Origin of the sequence: Citrobacter sp. Cf125 (assembly GCF_030333935.1) — a bacterium.
Lineage (GTDB): Bacteria > Pseudomonadota > Gammaproteobacteria > Enterobacterales > Enterobacteriaceae > Citrobacter > Citrobacter freundii.
In genome coordinates this window covers 820,349-835,298 of record NZ_JAOWEY010000022.1, presented here as the reverse complement: position 1 = coordinate 835,298, position 14,950 = coordinate 820,349, and the positions used below count along the sequence as shown (strand labels likewise).

Sequence of the window (14,950 nt, the reverse complement as noted above, 5' to 3'; positions counted from 1 at the left end):
GCTGCCTCGTCGGGAAAAAATAAAGAGAGAATCAACATGAAATGGCTATGTTCTGTAGGTGTCGCGGTGAGTCTGGCGTTGCAACCAGCGCAGGCGGACACGCTGTTTGGTAACCATCCTCTGACACCAGAAGCGCGGGATGCATTCGTTACCGATTTACTTAAACAGATGACCGTGGATGAGAAAATTGGGCAACTACGCTTGATAAGCGTCGGGCCTGATAACCCGAAAGAAGCCATCCGCGAGATGATCAAAGACGGGCAGGTTGGGGCAATTTTTAACACCGTCACGCGCCAGGATATCCGCAAAATGCAGGATCAGGTGATGGAACTCAGCCGCCTGAAAATTCCTCTCTTTTTTGCCTACGACGTATTGCACGGCCAACGTACCGTGTTCCCGATAAGTCTCGGCCTGGCGTCCTCTTTTAATCTCGATGCGGTCAGAACCGTTGGCCGTATTTCCGCGTATGAAGCCGCCGATGATGGTCTGAATATGACCTGGGCGCCAATGGTCGATGTCTCTCGCGATCCGCGTTGGGGCCGTGCTTCAGAAGGTTTTGGTGAAGACACGTATTTAACGGCTACGATGGGTAAAACCATGGTTGAAGCGATGCAGGGTAAAAGCCCGGCGGATCGCTATTCGGTGATGACCAGCGTCAAGCACTTCGCTGCTTATGGCGCGGTTGAAGGTGGCAAGGAATATAACACCGTCGATATGAGCCCACAGCGTCTGTTCAACGACTATATGCCGCCGTATAAAGCCGGGCTGGACGCTGGTAGCGGTGCGGTAATGGTAGGACTTAATTCGCTAAACGGTACGCCTGCAACCTCAGATGCATGGCTGCTCAAAGACGTGCTGCGTGATGAATGGGGCTTTAAGGGTATTACCGTTTCCGATCACGGCGCGATTAAGGAGCTGATTAAGCACGGTACTGCCTCCGATCCTGAAGATGCGGTGCGTGTGGCGATCAAGTCCGGCATCAATATGAGTATGAGCGATGAGTATTACAGCAAATATCTTCCGGGCTTGATTAAATCCGGCAAAGTGACAATGGCGGAGCTGGATGACGCCGCGCGCCACGTGCTGAACGTGAAATATGATATGGGGCTGTTTAACGACCCGTACAGTCATCTGGGGGCCAAAGAATCTGACCCACAGGACACCAACGCGGAAAGCCGTTTGCACCGTAAAGAGGCGCGTGAAGTAGCGCGAGAAAGCCTGGTGCTGCTGAAAAACCGTCTGGAAACGTTGCCGCTGAAAAAATCCGCCACCGTGGCAGTCGTCGGTCCGTTGGCCGACAGCAAGCGTGATGTGATGGGCAGTTGGTCCGCTGCCGGTGTTGCCGATCAGTCGGTAACGGTACTGACGGGGATTAAAAATGCCGTCGGCGATCAGGGCAAAGTGCTGTACGCCAAAGGGGCGAATATCACCAACGACAAAGGCATTGTCGATTTCCTCAATCTGTATGAAGAGGCGGTGAAGGTTGACCCGCGCTCGCCGCAGGCGATGATCGATGAAGCCGTGAACGCAGCGAAGCAGTCTGACGTGGTGGTTGCGGTAGTCGGCGAAGCGCAAGGTATGGCGCATGAAGCTTCCAGCCGCACCGATATCACTATTCCACAGAGTCAGCGTGACCTGATTGCCGCGCTGAAAGCCACCGGTAAACCTCTGGTTCTGGTACTGATGAACGGACGTCCGCTGGCGTTGGTTAAAGAAGATCAACAGGCCGATGCGATCCTCGAAACCTGGTTTGCCGGGACGGAAGGCGGTAACGCCATCGCCGATGTGCTGTTTGGTGATTACAACCCGTCAGGCAAGCTGCCGATGTCTTTCCCGCGCTCTGTCGGACAGATTCCGGTCTATTACAGCCATCTCAATACCGGTCGTCCGTATAACGCAGATAAGCCGAACAAGTACACGTCGCGCTACTTTGATGAAGCGAATGGTCCGTTGTATCCCTTTGGTTATGGCCTGAGCTACACCACGTTCACGGTTTCTGATGTGAAGCTCTCTTCTCCAACGATGAAGCGTGACGGGACCGTGACGGCCAGCGTGCAGGTGACCAACACCGGCAAGCGCGAAGGTGCGACGGTGATTCAGATGTATTTGCAGGACGTGACCGCTTCCATGAGTCGTCCGGTAAAACAGCTGAAAGGTTTTGAGAAAGTGAATCTTAAGCCGGGTGAAACCCAGACCGTCAGCTTCCCGATTGACATTGAGGCGCTGAAGTTCTGGAATCAGCGTATGCAATACGATGCAGAACCGGGCAAGTTTAACGTTTTCATCGGCGTGGATTCCGCCAGAGTGAAGCAGGGCGAATTTGAACTGCTGTAATTGATTAGCGAGTAAAGGCCGGGTTTCCGGCCTTTATCTTTAGACGTACGCGCCGCGTCTGCTTCTTATTTCTCATCACGTTATTGCTAACGAATCCCTCTCTTACTCCCCAATTGCCAGGTTAAGCCCTGATTTTTCGACTATGCTTTTTCCTCAAGTCTCTGAAAAGGGCCGCAAAAGGATGAGGAGTACAGCATGATAATCTCAAAAGTATCGGTGGGTTCGCTGGCGCTGTTAGCTGCGATAAGCCTACCCTTACAGGCCGCGTCACCCGTCACGGTCGGTTCAAAAATAGATACCGAAGGGGCGCTGCTCGGCAACATTATTTTGCAGGTGCTCGAAAGCCATGGCGTGAAAACCGTCAATAAAATACAGCTTGGTACCACCCCAGTGGTGCGTGGGGCAATCACCTCCGGTGAGCTGGATATTTATCCGGAATATACCGGTAATGGCGCATTCTTTTTTAAAGATGAAAATGATCCCGCGTGGAAAAATGCGCAGGCTGGATTCGACAAAGTGAAAAAGCTGGATGCAGAGCAAAATAAGCTGGTCTGGCTAACCCCTGCACCCGCCAACAACACCTGGACTATTGCAGTACGCCAGGATGTCGCGCAAAAGAACAAACTTGAGTCCCTTGCTGATTTAGGCCGTTACCTGAAGGACGGAGGAACGTTCAAACTTGCCGCCTCTGCGGAATTCATCGAACGGGCTGACGCGCTGCCAGCGTTTGAAAAAGCCTATGATTTCAAACTGAATCAAAATCAGCTGTTGTCGCTGGCTGGGGGGGATACCGCGGTAACGATTAAAGCGGCGGCGCAGCAGACCTCCGGAGTCAATGCGGCGATGGCTTATGGCACCGATGGCCCGGTTGCGGCGCTCGGTCTGCAAACTTTAAGCGACCCAAAAGGTGTCCAGCCCATTTATGCGCCAGCACCCGTCGTACGTGAATCGGTGCTGAAAGACTATCCGCAAATGGGAGAGTGGCTACAGCCGGTTTTTGCCAGTCTGGATGAAAAAACGTTGCAGCAGCTGAATGCCAGTATTGCCGTGGAGGGGCTGGATGCGAAAAAAGTCGCAGCAGATTACCTGAAGCAAAAAGGATGGGTGAAGTAACGGCGTTTGCAGCGGGTGGGTGTTTTGTCGAATATTTCAGTCAATCGGGTGCTGTTGTTGCTGGTGCTTCTTACTTTCGCGGCGGCAGCGCTGCCTTTCATTAGCTATGCCCCTAATCGTCTGGTGTCCGGCGAAGGTCGTCAACTCTGGGATATCAGCTCCGACACGGCATGGGGATTGGCGGTGGCCTGTTTGCTGCTGTGTCTTCTGAGCGTTGTACCGGGAAGGTCCGGCAATATATTGGCGCTTATTGTTTGCCAACTGTTGGTGATCGCCGCGCTGGTAACCGCAGGTACAACGGCAACGTATCTGGCGAAGACGGGGAGTCCGCTGGCCAGAACCAGTCTGGGCAGTGGATTCTGGTTGGGCGTGGGGCTGATACTGCTGGCCGCCAGTGACGCTATTCGTCGCATCACCGCTCAGGCACTGTGGCGTTGGGCGCTGCATGCTCAAATATTCATTGTGCCGCTGGTGCTTTTGTTCTCCGGCACGTTTAACGATCTATCCCTGCTTAAAGAATATGCCAACCGCCAGGATGTCTTCAACGACGCGCTGGCGCAACATTTGACGATTCTGTTCGCTACCGTGATGCCCGCGCTGCTTATTGGTGTGCCACTGGGCATCTGGTGTGCTTTCTCTGTCGCCCGTCAGGGGCCGGTATTTGCACTACTGAATATCATCCAGACCATTCCCTCCGTCGCGCTGTTTGGCCTGTTAATTGCGCCGCTTGCCGGGTTGGTGAAGCACTTTCCTTTATTGGGCAAGTTCGGTGTCGCGGGAACCGGTATGACGCCTGCGCTTATTGCGTTGGTGCTGTATGCGTTGTTACCGCTGGTACGTGGCGTTGTGGCTGGGTTGAATCAGGTACCGCGGGATGTACTGGAAAGCGCTCGAGCGATGGGAATGAACACTTTCCAGCGATTTGTCTCGGTGCAGTTCCCGCTGGCATTGCCGGTCTTCTTACGCAGTTTACGGGTAGTGATGGTGCAAACCGTGGGAATGGCGGTGATTGCTGCGCTGATTGGAGCAGGGGGATTTGGCGCGTTGGTCTTTCAGGGATTGCTCAGTAGCGCCGTCGATTTAGTGCTGTTGGGCGTGATCCCAGTCGTTGTGCTGGCAGTGTTGATTGATGCGCTGTTTGATTTAGGTCTCGCGCTGCTAAAGGTATCGAATAATGATTGAATTTCGCCACGTCAGTAAAACCTATGGTCAGCAAAAAGCCGTTGATGACCTTAACCTGCATTTAGGGGAGGGCAGCTTTTCGGTGTTAATCGGCACGTCAGGTTCGGGGAAGTCCACCACGCTAAAGATGATCAATCGGCTGGTTGAACACGACAGCGGGCAGATCCGCTTTGCCGGAGAAGAAATTCGTAGCCTGCCGGTGCTGGAGCTACGACGGCGCATGGGGTACGCGATTCAGTCTATTGGCTTGTTTCCCCACTGGACCGTCGCGCAGAACATCGCCACCGTACCGCAACTGCAAAAGTGGTCGCGCTCACGTATTGATGACCGAACAGATGAACTGATGGCGCTGCTGGGTCTTGAGGAAAGTTTGCGCCACCGTTATCCGCATCAGCTTTCCGGCGGACAGCAGCAGCGGGTCGGGGTTGCGCGTGCGTTGGCGGCGGATCCGCAGGTGCTATTGATGGATGAGCCTTTTGGCGCGCTGGACCCGGTCACCCGCGGTGCGCTGCAGCAGGAGATGACGCGTATTCACCGTTTGTTGGGGCGTACCATTGTGTTAGTGACGCATGATATCGACGAGGCGCTAAGACTGGCGGAACATCTGGTGCTGATGGATGCAGGAAAGGTCGTGCAGCAAGGCACGCCGCTGTCGATGCTCACTGCGCCAGCGAATGATTTCGTACAAACCTTTTTTGGCCGCAGTGAACTGGGCGTACGACTGTTGTCGCTGCGTACGGTAGGCGATTTTATCCGTCGCGGAGAACACTCAGACGGCGAGCCGCTGGTGGATGAGATGACGCTTCGTGATGCGTTATCGGTGTTCGTGGCGCGCGGTTGCGACGTTTTACCGGTTGTGACGCTGCAGGGGTTATCCTGCGGAACGCTCCATTTTCGCGATTTGCTTTCGGAGATGCCGACCCGTGAAACGTCTTGCTGATCCACTGCTGTGGCTTGTTGCGTTGTTTCTGATCCTGTTGGTTGGATTGCCTCACAGTCAGACCCTGTTTAGTTCGCTATTTCCTGAGCTGCCACGTCCCGTGTATCAGCAGGAAAGTTTTACAGCGTTGGCGCTGGCCCATTTTACACTGGTGGGGATCTCAAGCCTTATCGCCGTATTGATTGGCGTTGGGGCGGGAATTGCGGTAACCCGACCCTGGGGCGCGGAATTCAGGCCGATAGTGGAAACGATTGCCGCCGTGGGGCAGACATTTCCGCCAGTTGCGGTGTTGGCGATCGCTGTACCGGTGATGGGATTTGGTCCTGAACCGGCAATTATTGCGCTGATCCTGTATGGGGTATTACCGATCTTGCAGGCAACCCTGGCGGGACTTGGCGGAATTTCTTCCAGCGTGATGGATATCGCCAGTGGAATGGGCATGAGTCAGGGGCAGCGGCTGCGTAAAGTAGAGTTACCGCTGGCGGCCCCGGTTATTCTGGCCGGGATTCGCACGTCGGTGATTATTAATATAGGCACTGCAACCATCGCCTCAACCGTTGGAGCGAACACACTGGGTACGCCGATTATTATCGGGCTGAGTGGGTTCAATACCGCCTATGTGATTCAGGGAGCGCTGTTGGTCGCGCTGGCAGCGGTAATTGTTGACCGCGGTTTTGAGAAATTAGCGAGACATCTTACCCGGCACGTAAAATAAAGGTATAACCTGCCAGCATGACACCGCCGATACCGCCGATGGCCATCAGCAGGAAGAGGGTAATGACACCGATTTTAGCTGCGCTCATTATGCACTCCTTATGTGAATCCAAGGATTGTACACGTTTGTTAATAGAATATTAAATACCGAGTGGATAAATATCGTGACCCAACGCGCGCCATTCATTCAGCTGTTGTTGCTGAGCGGGCGTTTGGTTCTCGCCGCACCAGACAAGCAAGGTGCGACCTTCAAACAGCTCCGGTCGCAGTTGGTTCAGCGAATGAGCAAGGACGTCAATGCGCCACCCCTGCTGGCTGGCGACCCAACCTTCCAGCCATAAGCGGGTCGTATCCTGAATGTTCCAGCCAACCACCAGAGCATCTTTGCCCTGTTTCTTGCGTGCTGAGGCAAGACAAATCGCGATGTAGTTGATCAGTACGCCGTCGAGGATCCCCAGTAACGCCTGGAGGATCGGTTGCTGACATTGCAGACGTCGGCGTAACGGAATGAATAAATGGGTGTTGAGCGTTTGTGCGGGATAATCCTGACCACGCTCTTTGATCCACAGTCTGAGGCTATGCAGATTATTACTTTGCAAATAGTTCAACAGCGTCTCTTGTTGTTCACGCCAACCGTTATGCACATCAATGCTCTCATTGCTGAGCAACATTTTAACCTTGCTGACCTGGACACCGTTGTTGATCCAGCGTTTTATCTCACGGATCCGATCGATATCCGCGTCGTTAAACAGGCGATGTCCGCCGTCTGTCCGTTGCGGTTTCAGTAATCCGTAACGCCTCTGCCACGCGCGTAAAGTGACAGGGTTGATATCACAAAGCAAAGCCACTTCACCTATTGTGTAAAGCGCCATCGTCGTCTCACTTATGCTTGCGAGGTCCCAGTTTTACTTTAGACGCTCTTTTGCGAACCAGGTAGTTTTGCCTGTTTTTTGATCAATAAATGGGTGGGTTTGTAGTCATGATCGCGCTTTCGAGTGATCGTTCTCACAAATTCCTTTTTTTTTGCAACACTTCAAAGAAAGTTACGCGCAGCCCATGTATGTTACGCGCTTTTAAGAGATGTGTGGTTGGCGGGTATGTACGAGTTTAATCTGGTGTTGCTGCTGCTTCAGCAGATGTGCGTGTTTCTCGTTATCGCGTGGCTCATGAGCAAAACGCGTTTGTTTATTCCGCTGATGCAGGTGACTATCCGGCTGCCGCACAAACTGCTTTGCTACGTTACCTTTTCCATTTTCTGCATTTTGGGCACCTATTTCGGGCTGCACATTGATGACTCCATTGCGAATACTCGCGCTATTGGTGCGGTAATGGGCGGACTGCTTGGCGGCCCTGTGGTTGGCGGCTTAGTCGGTCTGACCGGTGGTTTACATCGTTATTCAATGGGCGGGATGACGGCGCTTAGCTGCATGATCTCGACCATTGTGGAAGGGTTGCTCGGCGGACTGGTGCACAGCGTGCTCACCCGTCGTGGTCGTACCGATAAAGTATTCAGCCCGCTGACGGCGGGCGCCATTACCTTTGTTGCTGAACTGGTGCAGATGTTGATCATCTTATTGATCGCCCGGCCGTTTGATGATGCCTACCGACTGGTCAGCAATATTGCCGCGCCTATGATGGTGACCAATACCGTCGGCGCCGCCTTATTTATGCGTATTTTGCTCGATAAACGGGCGATGTTTGAAAAATATACCTCCGCTTTTTCCGCCACCGCGCTCAAAGTTGCCGCTTCAACGGAAGGTATTTTGCGCCAGGGGTTCAACGAGGTTAACAGCATGAAGGTTGCTCAGGTGCTGTATGAAGAGCTGGATATCGGTGCGGTGGCGATTACCGATCGTGAGAAACTGCTGGCATTTACCGGTATTGGTGACGACCATCATCTGCCGGGCAAACCTATCTCTTCCTCGTACACCCAGCGGGCGATTGAAACCGGAGAAGTGGTTTATGCCGACGGCAATGAAGTCCCTTATCGCTGCTCTTTGCATCCGCAATGCAAATTAGGTTCGACGCTGGTGATCCCTCTGCGGGGTGAAAACCAGCGGGTGATGGGGACCATCAAACTGTATGAAGCCAAAAACCGTCTCTTTAGCTCAATCAACCGCACGCTGGGGGAAGGGATCGCCCAACTGCTTTCGGCGCAGATTCTGGCCGGACAGTATGAGCGGCAAAAAGCGATGCTCACGCAGTCGGAAATAAAACTCCTGCACGCCCAGGTCAATCCCCATTTTCTGTTTAATGCGCTCAACACCATCAAAGCTGTGATCCGACGTGATAGCGAGCAGGCCAGCCAACTGGTGCAGTATCTGTCGACGTTCTTTCGTAAAAATTTAAAACGCCCGTCGGAAATTGTGACGCTGGCCGATGAAATTGAACACGTTAATGCTTATCTGCAAATTGAAAAGGCACGGTTCCAATCGCGTCTTCAGGTGACCTTGACGGTGCCAGAAGAACTTTCGCATCAGCAATTACCCGCCTTTACTCTGCAACCCATCGTGGAGAATGCCATCAAACACGGTACTTCTCAGTTGCTGGATACCGGTGAAGTATCGATTACCGCCCGTCGAGAAGGGCAATATCTGATGCTGGATATCGAAGACAATGCCGGGCTGTATCAGCCAACATCAGAAGCCAGTGGACTGGGTATGAATCTGGTCGATAAACGACTGCGCGAGCGGTTTGGCGATGATTTTGGCATTAGCGTAGCGTGTGAACCTGACCGCTTTACCCGAATCACTTTACGACTTCCCCTGGAGGAACTGGCATGATCAAAGTGCTAATTGTCGATGACGAACCGTTAGCCCGGGAGAATCTGCGGATCCTGTTGCAGGAGCAAAGCGACATCGAGATTGTCGGCGAATGTTCGAATGCGGTGGAAGCCATTGGCGCGGTACATAAATTGCGTCCGGATGTTCTGTTCCTTGATATTCAGATGCCGCGAATCAGCGGCCTGGAAATGGTTGGCATGCTTGATCCCGAGCATCGTCCGTACATTGTTTTTCTGACCGCCTTTGATGAGTATGCGGTGAAAGCCTTTGAAGAACATGCGTTTGATTATCTGCTCAAGCCGATCGAAGAAGCTCGGCTGGAAAAAACGCTGATCCGTTTGCGTCAGGAGCGCACGAAGCAGGATGTATCACTCCTGCCAGAAAATCAGCAGGCGCTGAAGTTTATTCCGTGCAGCGGTCACAGCCGAATTTATTTGTTGCAAATGGATGACGTGGCGTTTATCAGCAGCCGTATGAGTGGCGTATATGTGACCAGCAGTGATGGTAAAGAAGGCTTCACTGAGCTGACGCTCAGGACGCTGGAGAGCCGTACTCCTCTGCTGCGTTGTCATAGACAATATCTGGTAAATATGGCGCAATTGCAGGAGATCCGTCTGGAAGACAACGGCCAGGCGGAACTGATTTTGCGTAACGGGCTGACTGTTCCGGTGAGTCGTCGTTATCTTAAAAGTCTAAAAGAGGCGATTGGACTGTAAAACTGATACACTGCGCGCCATTGCATCACCGACAGTTGAAGGCTCTATGCTAAGTAACGATATTCTTCGTAGCCTGCGCTACACCCTGAAAGCGAACAATAACGACATGGTGCGTATTCTTGCGCTTGCTGACATGGAATCCATCTCCGCAAATTTCGATACCTGGACGACAAAAGAAGATGAAGACGGGTTTGTTCGCTGCCCGGATATCATTCTCTCCGGTTTTTTAAACGGTCTGATTTATCATCTGCGTGGTAAAGATGATTCTGCACCGGAACTGGCACTTGAGCGTCGTGTTAACAATAATACGGTGCTGAAAAAACTGCGTATCGCTTTTTCACTGAAAACCGATGATATTCTGGCAATTATGACCGAGCAGAAATTCCGTGTGTCGATGCCGGAAATTACCGCCATGATGCGCGCGCCGGACCATAAGAATTATCGCGAATGCGGCGATCAGTTCCTGCGTTATTTTCTGCGTGGTTTAACGTCGCGAGAGCATAAAAAGAAAGCGTAAAGCAGCGCTGGCGACCACGATCAAAATCGGGTCGCCGTTGCTTTACTTCACTTCTTTAAAACCCGCCGATTCCATTACCGTTTGCATTTGCTTCATGCTGATGTTTTTATCGGCGTTTTCAGATAGTTTCATCCCTGAAATGGCCTGCAACGCTTTTATATCAACTTTTTCCATATCGATAGTGACATTTTCTTGCGCGTAGGTATCTGAATAGGTGAGTTTTTCTTCTATACCAGTAATGTTTTGATATTTGGCGCTTAATGCGTCGAATACTTTTGCTGCTTCTTCTTTATTGCTGGCACCGACTGACGCATAGCTGATTTTACTTTCAGAGATTTGCTTCAGGACCTTATCACCTTTATAGGTGTAAGAGACAGTGATATCCGAACCGTTGAGGTTGGCATTAAATGTTTTTGTCTCTACTTTATCACCGCATCCTGCCAGGGAAAAAAACACAACCGATACCACGGCGAGAGTGAAAAATTTATGTAACGCTTTCATGTAAAACTCCATTTCATGAATATCGGATGTTAAACAATAACCTCCACGAATCTGGTAAGCCCGGACTATCTTGATCCCAGTGCAGTATAGAATAAATCTAATATTAACAACTGAGCAGTCCGAAAATGGATTAAGGGTTAAGATTAGAGGAAGCACTCACGTAGCAAAAAAAAAGCGCTGCGGTTGCAGCGCTTGAGATACTTGACTTACTTCACCTGTTGGCCTGGTTTTGCACCTTCATCCGGGCTTAACAGGAAGATATCTTTCCCGCCAGGACCTGCGGCCATTACCATCCCTTCAGAAATGCCGAAGCGCATCTTACGAGGAGCCAGGTTAGCAACCATAATGGTCTGGCGGCCAATCAGGGTTTGTGGATCCGGATACGCAGAACGAATACCAGAGAAGACGTTTCGTTTCTCACCACCGAGATCCAGCGTCAGACGCAGCAGTTTGTCGGAACCTTCCACGAATTCGGCGTTTTCAATCAACGCTACGCGCAGGTCAACTTTGGCGAAATCGTCAAAGGTGATGGTTTCCTGAATCGGGTCATCCGCCAGCGGACCGGTTACTGGTGCGGCAGCGGCTTTCACTTCTTCTTTCGACGCTTCCACCAGCGCTTCAACTTGTTTCATGTCGATGCGATTGTACAGCGCTTTAAAGGTGTTGACCTTGTGACCGAGCAGTGGCTGCTCAATGGCATCCCAGCTCAGTTCGCAGTTAAGGAACGCTTCCACACGTTCAGCAAGCGTTGGCAGAACCGGCTTCAGGTAGGTCATCAGCACACGGAACAGGTTAATGCCCATGGAGCAAATTGCCTGCAGGTCGGCATCGCGGCCTTCCTGTTTAGCCACAACCCACGGTGCTTGTTCGTCAACGTAGCGGTTTGCCACGTCGGCCAGCGCCATGATTTCACGAATAGCTTTACCAAATTCACGGCTTTCCCATGCTTCGCCGATCACTGCTGCGGCGTCGGTGAAGGTTTTATACAGCGCCGGGTCGGCCAGCTCAGTCGCCAGAATGCCGTCAAAACGCTTAGCAATAAAGCCTGCATTACGGGATGCCAGGTTGACTACTTTGTTGACGATATCGGCATTAACGCGCTGGACAAAGTCCTCCAGGTTCAGGTCGATGTCATCAATACGTGAAGATAGTTTCGCCGTGTAGTAATAGCGCAGACTGTCGGCATCGAAGTGCTTCAGCCAGGTGCTTGCCTTAATGAAGGTGCCACGAGATTTAGACATCTTCGCGCCGTTCACCGTCACATAACCGTGGACGAACAGGTTGGTCGGCTTACGGAAGTTACTGCCTTCCAGCATGGCAGGCCAGAACAGGCTGTGGAAGTAAACGATATCCTTACCGATGAAGTGATACAGCTCGGCGTCGGAATCTTTCTTCCAGTATTCATCAAAGCTGGTGGTGTCACCGCGCTTATCGCACAGGTTTTTGAATGAACCCATATAGCCAATTGGCGCGTCCAGCCAGACGTAGAAGTATTTGCCAGGCGCATTCGGGATTTCAAAACCGAAGTACGGGGAATCGCGGGAAATATCCCACTGTTGCAGGCCGGATTCGAACCATTCCTGCATTTTGTTGGCGACCTGCTCCTGTAACGCGCCGCTGCGCGTCCACGCCTGCAGCATTTCGCTGAATGACGGCAGATCAAAGAAGAAGTGTTCGGAGTCACGCATCACCGGCGTCGCGCCAGACACAACGGATTTCGGCTCGATAAGTTCGGTCGGGCTGTAGGTTGCGCCGCAGACTTCACAGTTATCGCCGTACTGATCCGGAGACTTACATTTCGGGCAGGTGCCTTTAACAAAACGATCCGGCAGGAACATGCCTTTTTCCGGATCGTAAAGCTGGGAGATTGTACGGTTCTTAATAAAACCGTTTTCCTTCAGGCGCGTGTAAATCAGCTCAGACAGCTCACGGTTCTCTTCGCTGTGCGTCGAGTGGTAGTTGTCATAGCTGATGTCAAAACCTGCAAAATCAGTCTGATGCTCCTGACTCATTTCACCGATCATCTGCTCTGGCGTGATCCCAAGCTGCTGTGCTTTCAGCATGATTGGCGTACCGTGTGCGTCGTCCGCGCAGATGAAGTTAACCTGGTGGCCGCGCATTCGCTGGTAACGGACCCAGACATCAGCCTGGATGTGCTCCAGCATATGGCCGAGGTGGATTGAGCCGTTGGCGTACGGCAGCGCGCACGTTACCAGAATTTTCTTCGCGACTTGAGTCATAGTGGGCAATTACTTCTTTTGTAGTGAAAAGGGCTTTGATAGTACCAAAATGGTAATTACTGCGCCAAGCGATAAGGGCATTTATCCGTAAATGAATAATTGTTGCGGTTGGAGTAAACTACCTGGTGACTATTGTATATTCAGAACAACAAAAAGGAGTCGGGATGAACGCACAATCCCAGGCCAAATCACCAGAGACCCTGCGCGCCATGGTTGCCGGGACGCTGGCGAATTTTCAGCATTCAACCCTGAAGCATAATCTGACGACGCTTAAAGCGTTGCACCACGTCGCCTGGATGGATGACACGTTGCACGTTGAGCTGGTCATGCCGTTCGTCTGGCATAGCGCGTTTGAGGACTTAAAAGAGCAATGTAGCGCCGATCTGCTGCGTATTACCGGCGCGAAAGCGATCGACTGGAAACTGTCGCATAACATCGCGACGCTGAAACGCGTGAAAAATCAGCCAGGTATTAATGGTGTGAAAAACATCATCGCCGTCAGTTCAGGTAAAGGTGGCGTGGGTAAATCCTCTACCGCCGTGAACCTGGCGCTGGCACTGGCTGCAGAAGGGGCGAAGGTGGGGATTCTGGACGCCGATATTTATGGTCCGTCTATCCCGACAATGCTTGGCGCGGAAAACCAGCGTCCAACCTCGCCAGATGGTACCCACATGGCGCCGATCATGTCTCATGGTCTGGCAACGAACTCCATTGGTTATCTGGTCACTGACGATAACGCGATGGTGTGGCGCGGCCCGATGGCCAGTAAAGCGCTGTTGCAGATGTTGCAGGAAACCTTATGGCCGGATCTTGATTATCTGGTACTGGATATGCCGCCGGGCACTGGTGACATCCAGCTGACGCTGGCGCAGAACATTCCGGTAACGGGCGCGGTTGTTGTCACTACGCCGCAGGATATCGCGCTGATCGATGCGAAAAAAGGCATTGTGATGTTCGAAAAAGTCGAAGTGCCGGTATTGGGTATTGTTGAGAATATGAGTATGCATATTTGCAGCAATTGTGGTCACCATGAGCCAATCTTTGGCACCGGTGGCGCGCAGAAACTGGCCGAGCAGTACCACACCCAACTGCTGGGACAAATGCCGCTGCATATTTCTCTGCGTGAAGACCTCGATCGCGGTACGCCGACGGTTATCAGCCGTCCAGACAGCGAATTTACCGCCATTTACCGCGACCTTGCAGGGCGTGTGGCGGCACAGCTGTATTGGCAGGGAGAAGTTATTCCGGGCGAGATTGCTTTCCGCGCGGTGTAATTTATAGCGTTACAGATATTCACCGCATTAATGTATTATTGATGCGGTGAATATATTAAATTTAAAAATATTACGATATTGTTCATTCTGCGTTTATAATTCATACCTTTTTCCGAATAAATCATCTCAATGCATCATTGTAATTGATCAAATCTATCTCATTAATCTACAATTTCAATTGGATTGAACAGCGCGTTTTGCCCGTATTACGCTGACAGGCCATCTGCATGTTATTTGATGTTAACCACAGAGGTGACGATAAAAATGAAAATTAGCTCGCTGATGGGAACTATCATTCTGACTTATGGAATAAGTGCATCTGCGTTTGCTTCCGATACCGCGACCTTAACAATCAGTGGACGAGTAACCAAACCAACCTGTAGTACCGATGTTGTGAATAACGACGTGCAACAGCGGTGTGGCAAGACACTTCATTTTTCAACTGTTAACGATATTGCTTCTTCACCTGCGCGCGGGGTGGTGACGGAAGTGGTTACAGTCCCTGGCGATACCACGCGACAGATCGTACTCAATCGCTACGATTAAAAAGAACGCCTTTATTAACCACATATCATTTTAATGAATGATATGTGGTTTTTTATGCATAGAATAAATCCTTCCTGGCAGTTAATTGCA

14 protein-coding genes are annotated in these 14,950 nt (G+C 51.6%); 10 read left to right on the top strand and 4 right to left on the bottom strand.

Features of this window, described 5'->3' with window-relative positions; translation table 11 throughout:
* The first annotated feature begins 36 nt into the window (after window positions 1–36).
* The 5 genes from bglX (at window position 37) to OGV89_RS08280 (ending at window position 6,284) form a co-directional block, all read left to right on the top strand.
* Window positions 37–2,334: a beta-glucosidase BglX gene (gene bglX / locus OGV89_RS08300; RefSeq protein WP_003844389.1), complete on the top strand. Its 2,298-nt coding sequence runs from the start codon at window positions 37–39 to the stop codon at window positions 2,332–2,334.
* A 195-nt stretch (window positions 2,335–2,529) separates the two neighbouring features.
* Window positions 2,530–3,447: a glycine betaine ABC transporter substrate-binding protein OsmF gene (osmF, locus tag OGV89_RS08295; protein ID WP_003840148.1), complete on the top strand. Its 918-nt coding sequence runs from the start codon at window positions 2,530–2,532 to the stop codon at window positions 3,445–3,447.
* Window positions 3,448–3,462: 15 nt separating this feature from the next.
* On the top strand, window positions 3,463–4,629 hold the full coding sequence (locus tag OGV89_RS08290) for an ABC transporter permease (protein ID WP_032939153.1): 1,167 nt from the start codon (window positions 3,463–3,465) through the stop codon (window positions 4,627–4,629).
* Window positions 4,622–5,569 (top strand): ABC transporter ATP-binding protein, encoded by a 948-nt coding sequence (locus OGV89_RS08285; RefSeq protein WP_102190527.1) that lies wholly within the window; start codon window positions 4,622–4,624, stop codon window positions 5,567–5,569. The genes OGV89_RS08290 and OGV89_RS08285 overlap by 8 nt, the downstream gene beginning before the upstream one ends.
* On the top strand, window positions 5,553–6,284 hold the full coding sequence (locus OGV89_RS08280; protein WP_003844383.1) for an ABC transporter permease: 732 nt from the start codon (window positions 5,553–5,555) through the stop codon (window positions 6,282–6,284). Before OGV89_RS08285 ends, OGV89_RS08280 begins: the two co-directional genes overlap by 17 nt.
* On the opposite strand, the gene OGV89_RS08275 is transcribed toward OGV89_RS08280, so the two are convergent.
* Window positions 6,265–6,372: a protein YohO gene (locus OGV89_RS08275; RefSeq protein WP_003027354.1), complete on the bottom strand. Its 108-nt coding sequence runs from the start codon at window positions 6,370–6,372 to the stop codon at window positions 6,265–6,267. The two genes, OGV89_RS08280 and OGV89_RS08275, sit on opposite strands and share 20 nt — an antisense overlap.
* Window positions 6,373–6,423: 51 nt before the next feature.
* Entirely contained in the window at window positions 6,424–7,155 is a 732-nt protein-coding gene (gene mlrA, locus OGV89_RS08270) for an HTH-type transcriptional regulator MlrA (RefSeq protein WP_003844381.1), read from the bottom strand.
* Between the two features lie 225 nt (window positions 7,156–7,380).
* Between mlrA and OGV89_RS08265 the strand changes: the two genes are divergently transcribed.
* Genes OGV89_RS08265 through OGV89_RS08255 form a run of 3 tightly spaced genes read left to right on the top strand, consistent with a single transcriptional unit; the run spans window position 7,381 to window position 10,299 of the window.
* Window positions 7,381–9,066 (top strand): sensor histidine kinase, encoded by a 1,686-nt coding sequence (locus OGV89_RS08265; RefSeq protein ID WP_003027348.1) that lies wholly within the window; start codon window positions 7,381–7,383, stop codon window positions 9,064–9,066.
* The gene (btsR, locus tag OGV89_RS08260; RefSeq protein ID WP_003840155.1) at window positions 9,063–9,782 is read left to right on the top strand and encodes a two-component system response regulator BtsR; all 720 of its coding nucleotides are present in this window, start codon (window positions 9,063–9,065) and stop codon (window positions 9,780–9,782) included. The genes OGV89_RS08265 and btsR overlap by 4 nt, the downstream gene beginning before the upstream one ends.
* A gap of 46 nt (window positions 9,783–9,828) precedes the next feature.
* Window positions 9,829–10,299: a YehS family protein gene (locus OGV89_RS08255; protein ID WP_003027346.1), complete on the top strand. Its 471-nt coding sequence runs from the start codon at window positions 9,829–9,831 to the stop codon at window positions 10,297–10,299.
* Between the two features lie 42 nt (window positions 10,300–10,341).
* On the opposite strand, the gene OGV89_RS08250 is transcribed toward OGV89_RS08255, so the two are convergent.
* On the bottom strand, window positions 10,342–10,800 hold the full coding sequence (locus OGV89_RS08250) for a YehR family lipoprotein (protein WP_003840158.1): 459 nt from the start codon (window positions 10,798–10,800) through the stop codon (window positions 10,342–10,344).
* A gap of 206 nt (window positions 10,801–11,006) precedes the next feature.
* The gene (metG, locus tag OGV89_RS08245) at window positions 11,007–13,040 is read right to left on the bottom strand and encodes a methionine--tRNA ligase (RefSeq protein ID WP_003844377.1); all 2,034 of its coding nucleotides are present in this window, start codon (window positions 13,038–13,040) and stop codon (window positions 11,007–11,009) included.
* A 164-nt stretch (window positions 13,041–13,204) separates the two neighbouring features.
* Here metG and apbC point away from each other — a divergent pair, with 164 nt between their 5' ends.
* Together apbC and OGV89_RS08235 are read left to right on the top strand one after the other, a co-directional pair.
* On the top strand, window positions 13,205–14,314 hold the full coding sequence (gene apbC / locus OGV89_RS08240; RefSeq protein WP_003027343.1) for an iron-sulfur cluster carrier protein ApbC: 1,110 nt from the start codon (window positions 13,205–13,207) through the stop codon (window positions 14,312–14,314).
* A gap of 264 nt (window positions 14,315–14,578) precedes the next feature.
* Window positions 14,579–14,860 (top strand): DUF2574 family protein, encoded by a 282-nt coding sequence (locus OGV89_RS08235; RefSeq protein WP_003844376.1) that lies wholly within the window; start codon window positions 14,579–14,581, stop codon window positions 14,858–14,860.
* The last annotated feature ends 90 nt before the right edge of the window (window positions 14,861–14,950 follow it).

Bases quoted from the DNA above. Each gene is read 5' to 3' on its own strand.
- mlrA (WP_003844381.1), bottom strand. From the start codon at position 7,155: ATGGCGCTTTACACAATAGGTGAAGTGGCTTTGCTTTGTGATATCAAC.
- btsR (WP_003840155.1), top strand. From the start codon at position 9,063: ATGATCAAAGTGCTAATTGTCGATGACGAACCGTTAGCCCGGGAGAAT.
- metG (WP_003844377.1), bottom strand. From the start codon at position 13,040: ATGACTCAAGTCGCGAAGAAAATTCTGGTAACGTGCGCGCTGCCGTAC.
- bglX (WP_003844389.1), top strand. From the start codon at position 37: ATGAAATGGCTATGTTCTGTAGGTGTCGCGGTGAGTCTGGCGTTGCAA.
- OGV89_RS08255 (WP_003027346.1), top strand. From the start codon at position 9,829: ATGCTAAGTAACGATATTCTTCGTAGCCTGCGCTACACCCTGAAAGCG.
- OGV89_RS08235 (WP_003844376.1), top strand. From the start codon at position 14,579: ATGAAAATTAGCTCGCTGATGGGAACTATCATTCTGACTTATGGAATA.
- OGV89_RS08265 (WP_003027348.1), top strand. From the start codon at position 7,381: ATGTACGAGTTTAATCTGGTGTTGCTGCTGCTTCAGCAGATGTGCGTG.
- OGV89_RS08285 (WP_102190527.1), top strand. From the start codon at position 4,622: ATGATTGAATTTCGCCACGTCAGTAAAACCTATGGTCAGCAAAAAGCC.
- osmF (WP_003840148.1), top strand. From the start codon at position 2,530: ATGATAATCTCAAAAGTATCGGTGGGTTCGCTGGCGCTGTTAGCTGCG.
- OGV89_RS08275 (WP_003027354.1), bottom strand. From the start codon at position 6,372: ATGAGCGCAGCTAAAATCGGTGTCATTACCCTCTTCCTGCTGATGGCC.
- OGV89_RS08250 (WP_003840158.1), bottom strand. From the start codon at position 10,800: ATGAAAGCGTTACATAAATTTTTCACTCTCGCCGTGGTATCGGTTGTG.
- apbC (WP_003027343.1), top strand. From the start codon at position 13,205: ATGAACGCACAATCCCAGGCCAAATCACCAGAGACCCTGCGCGCCATG.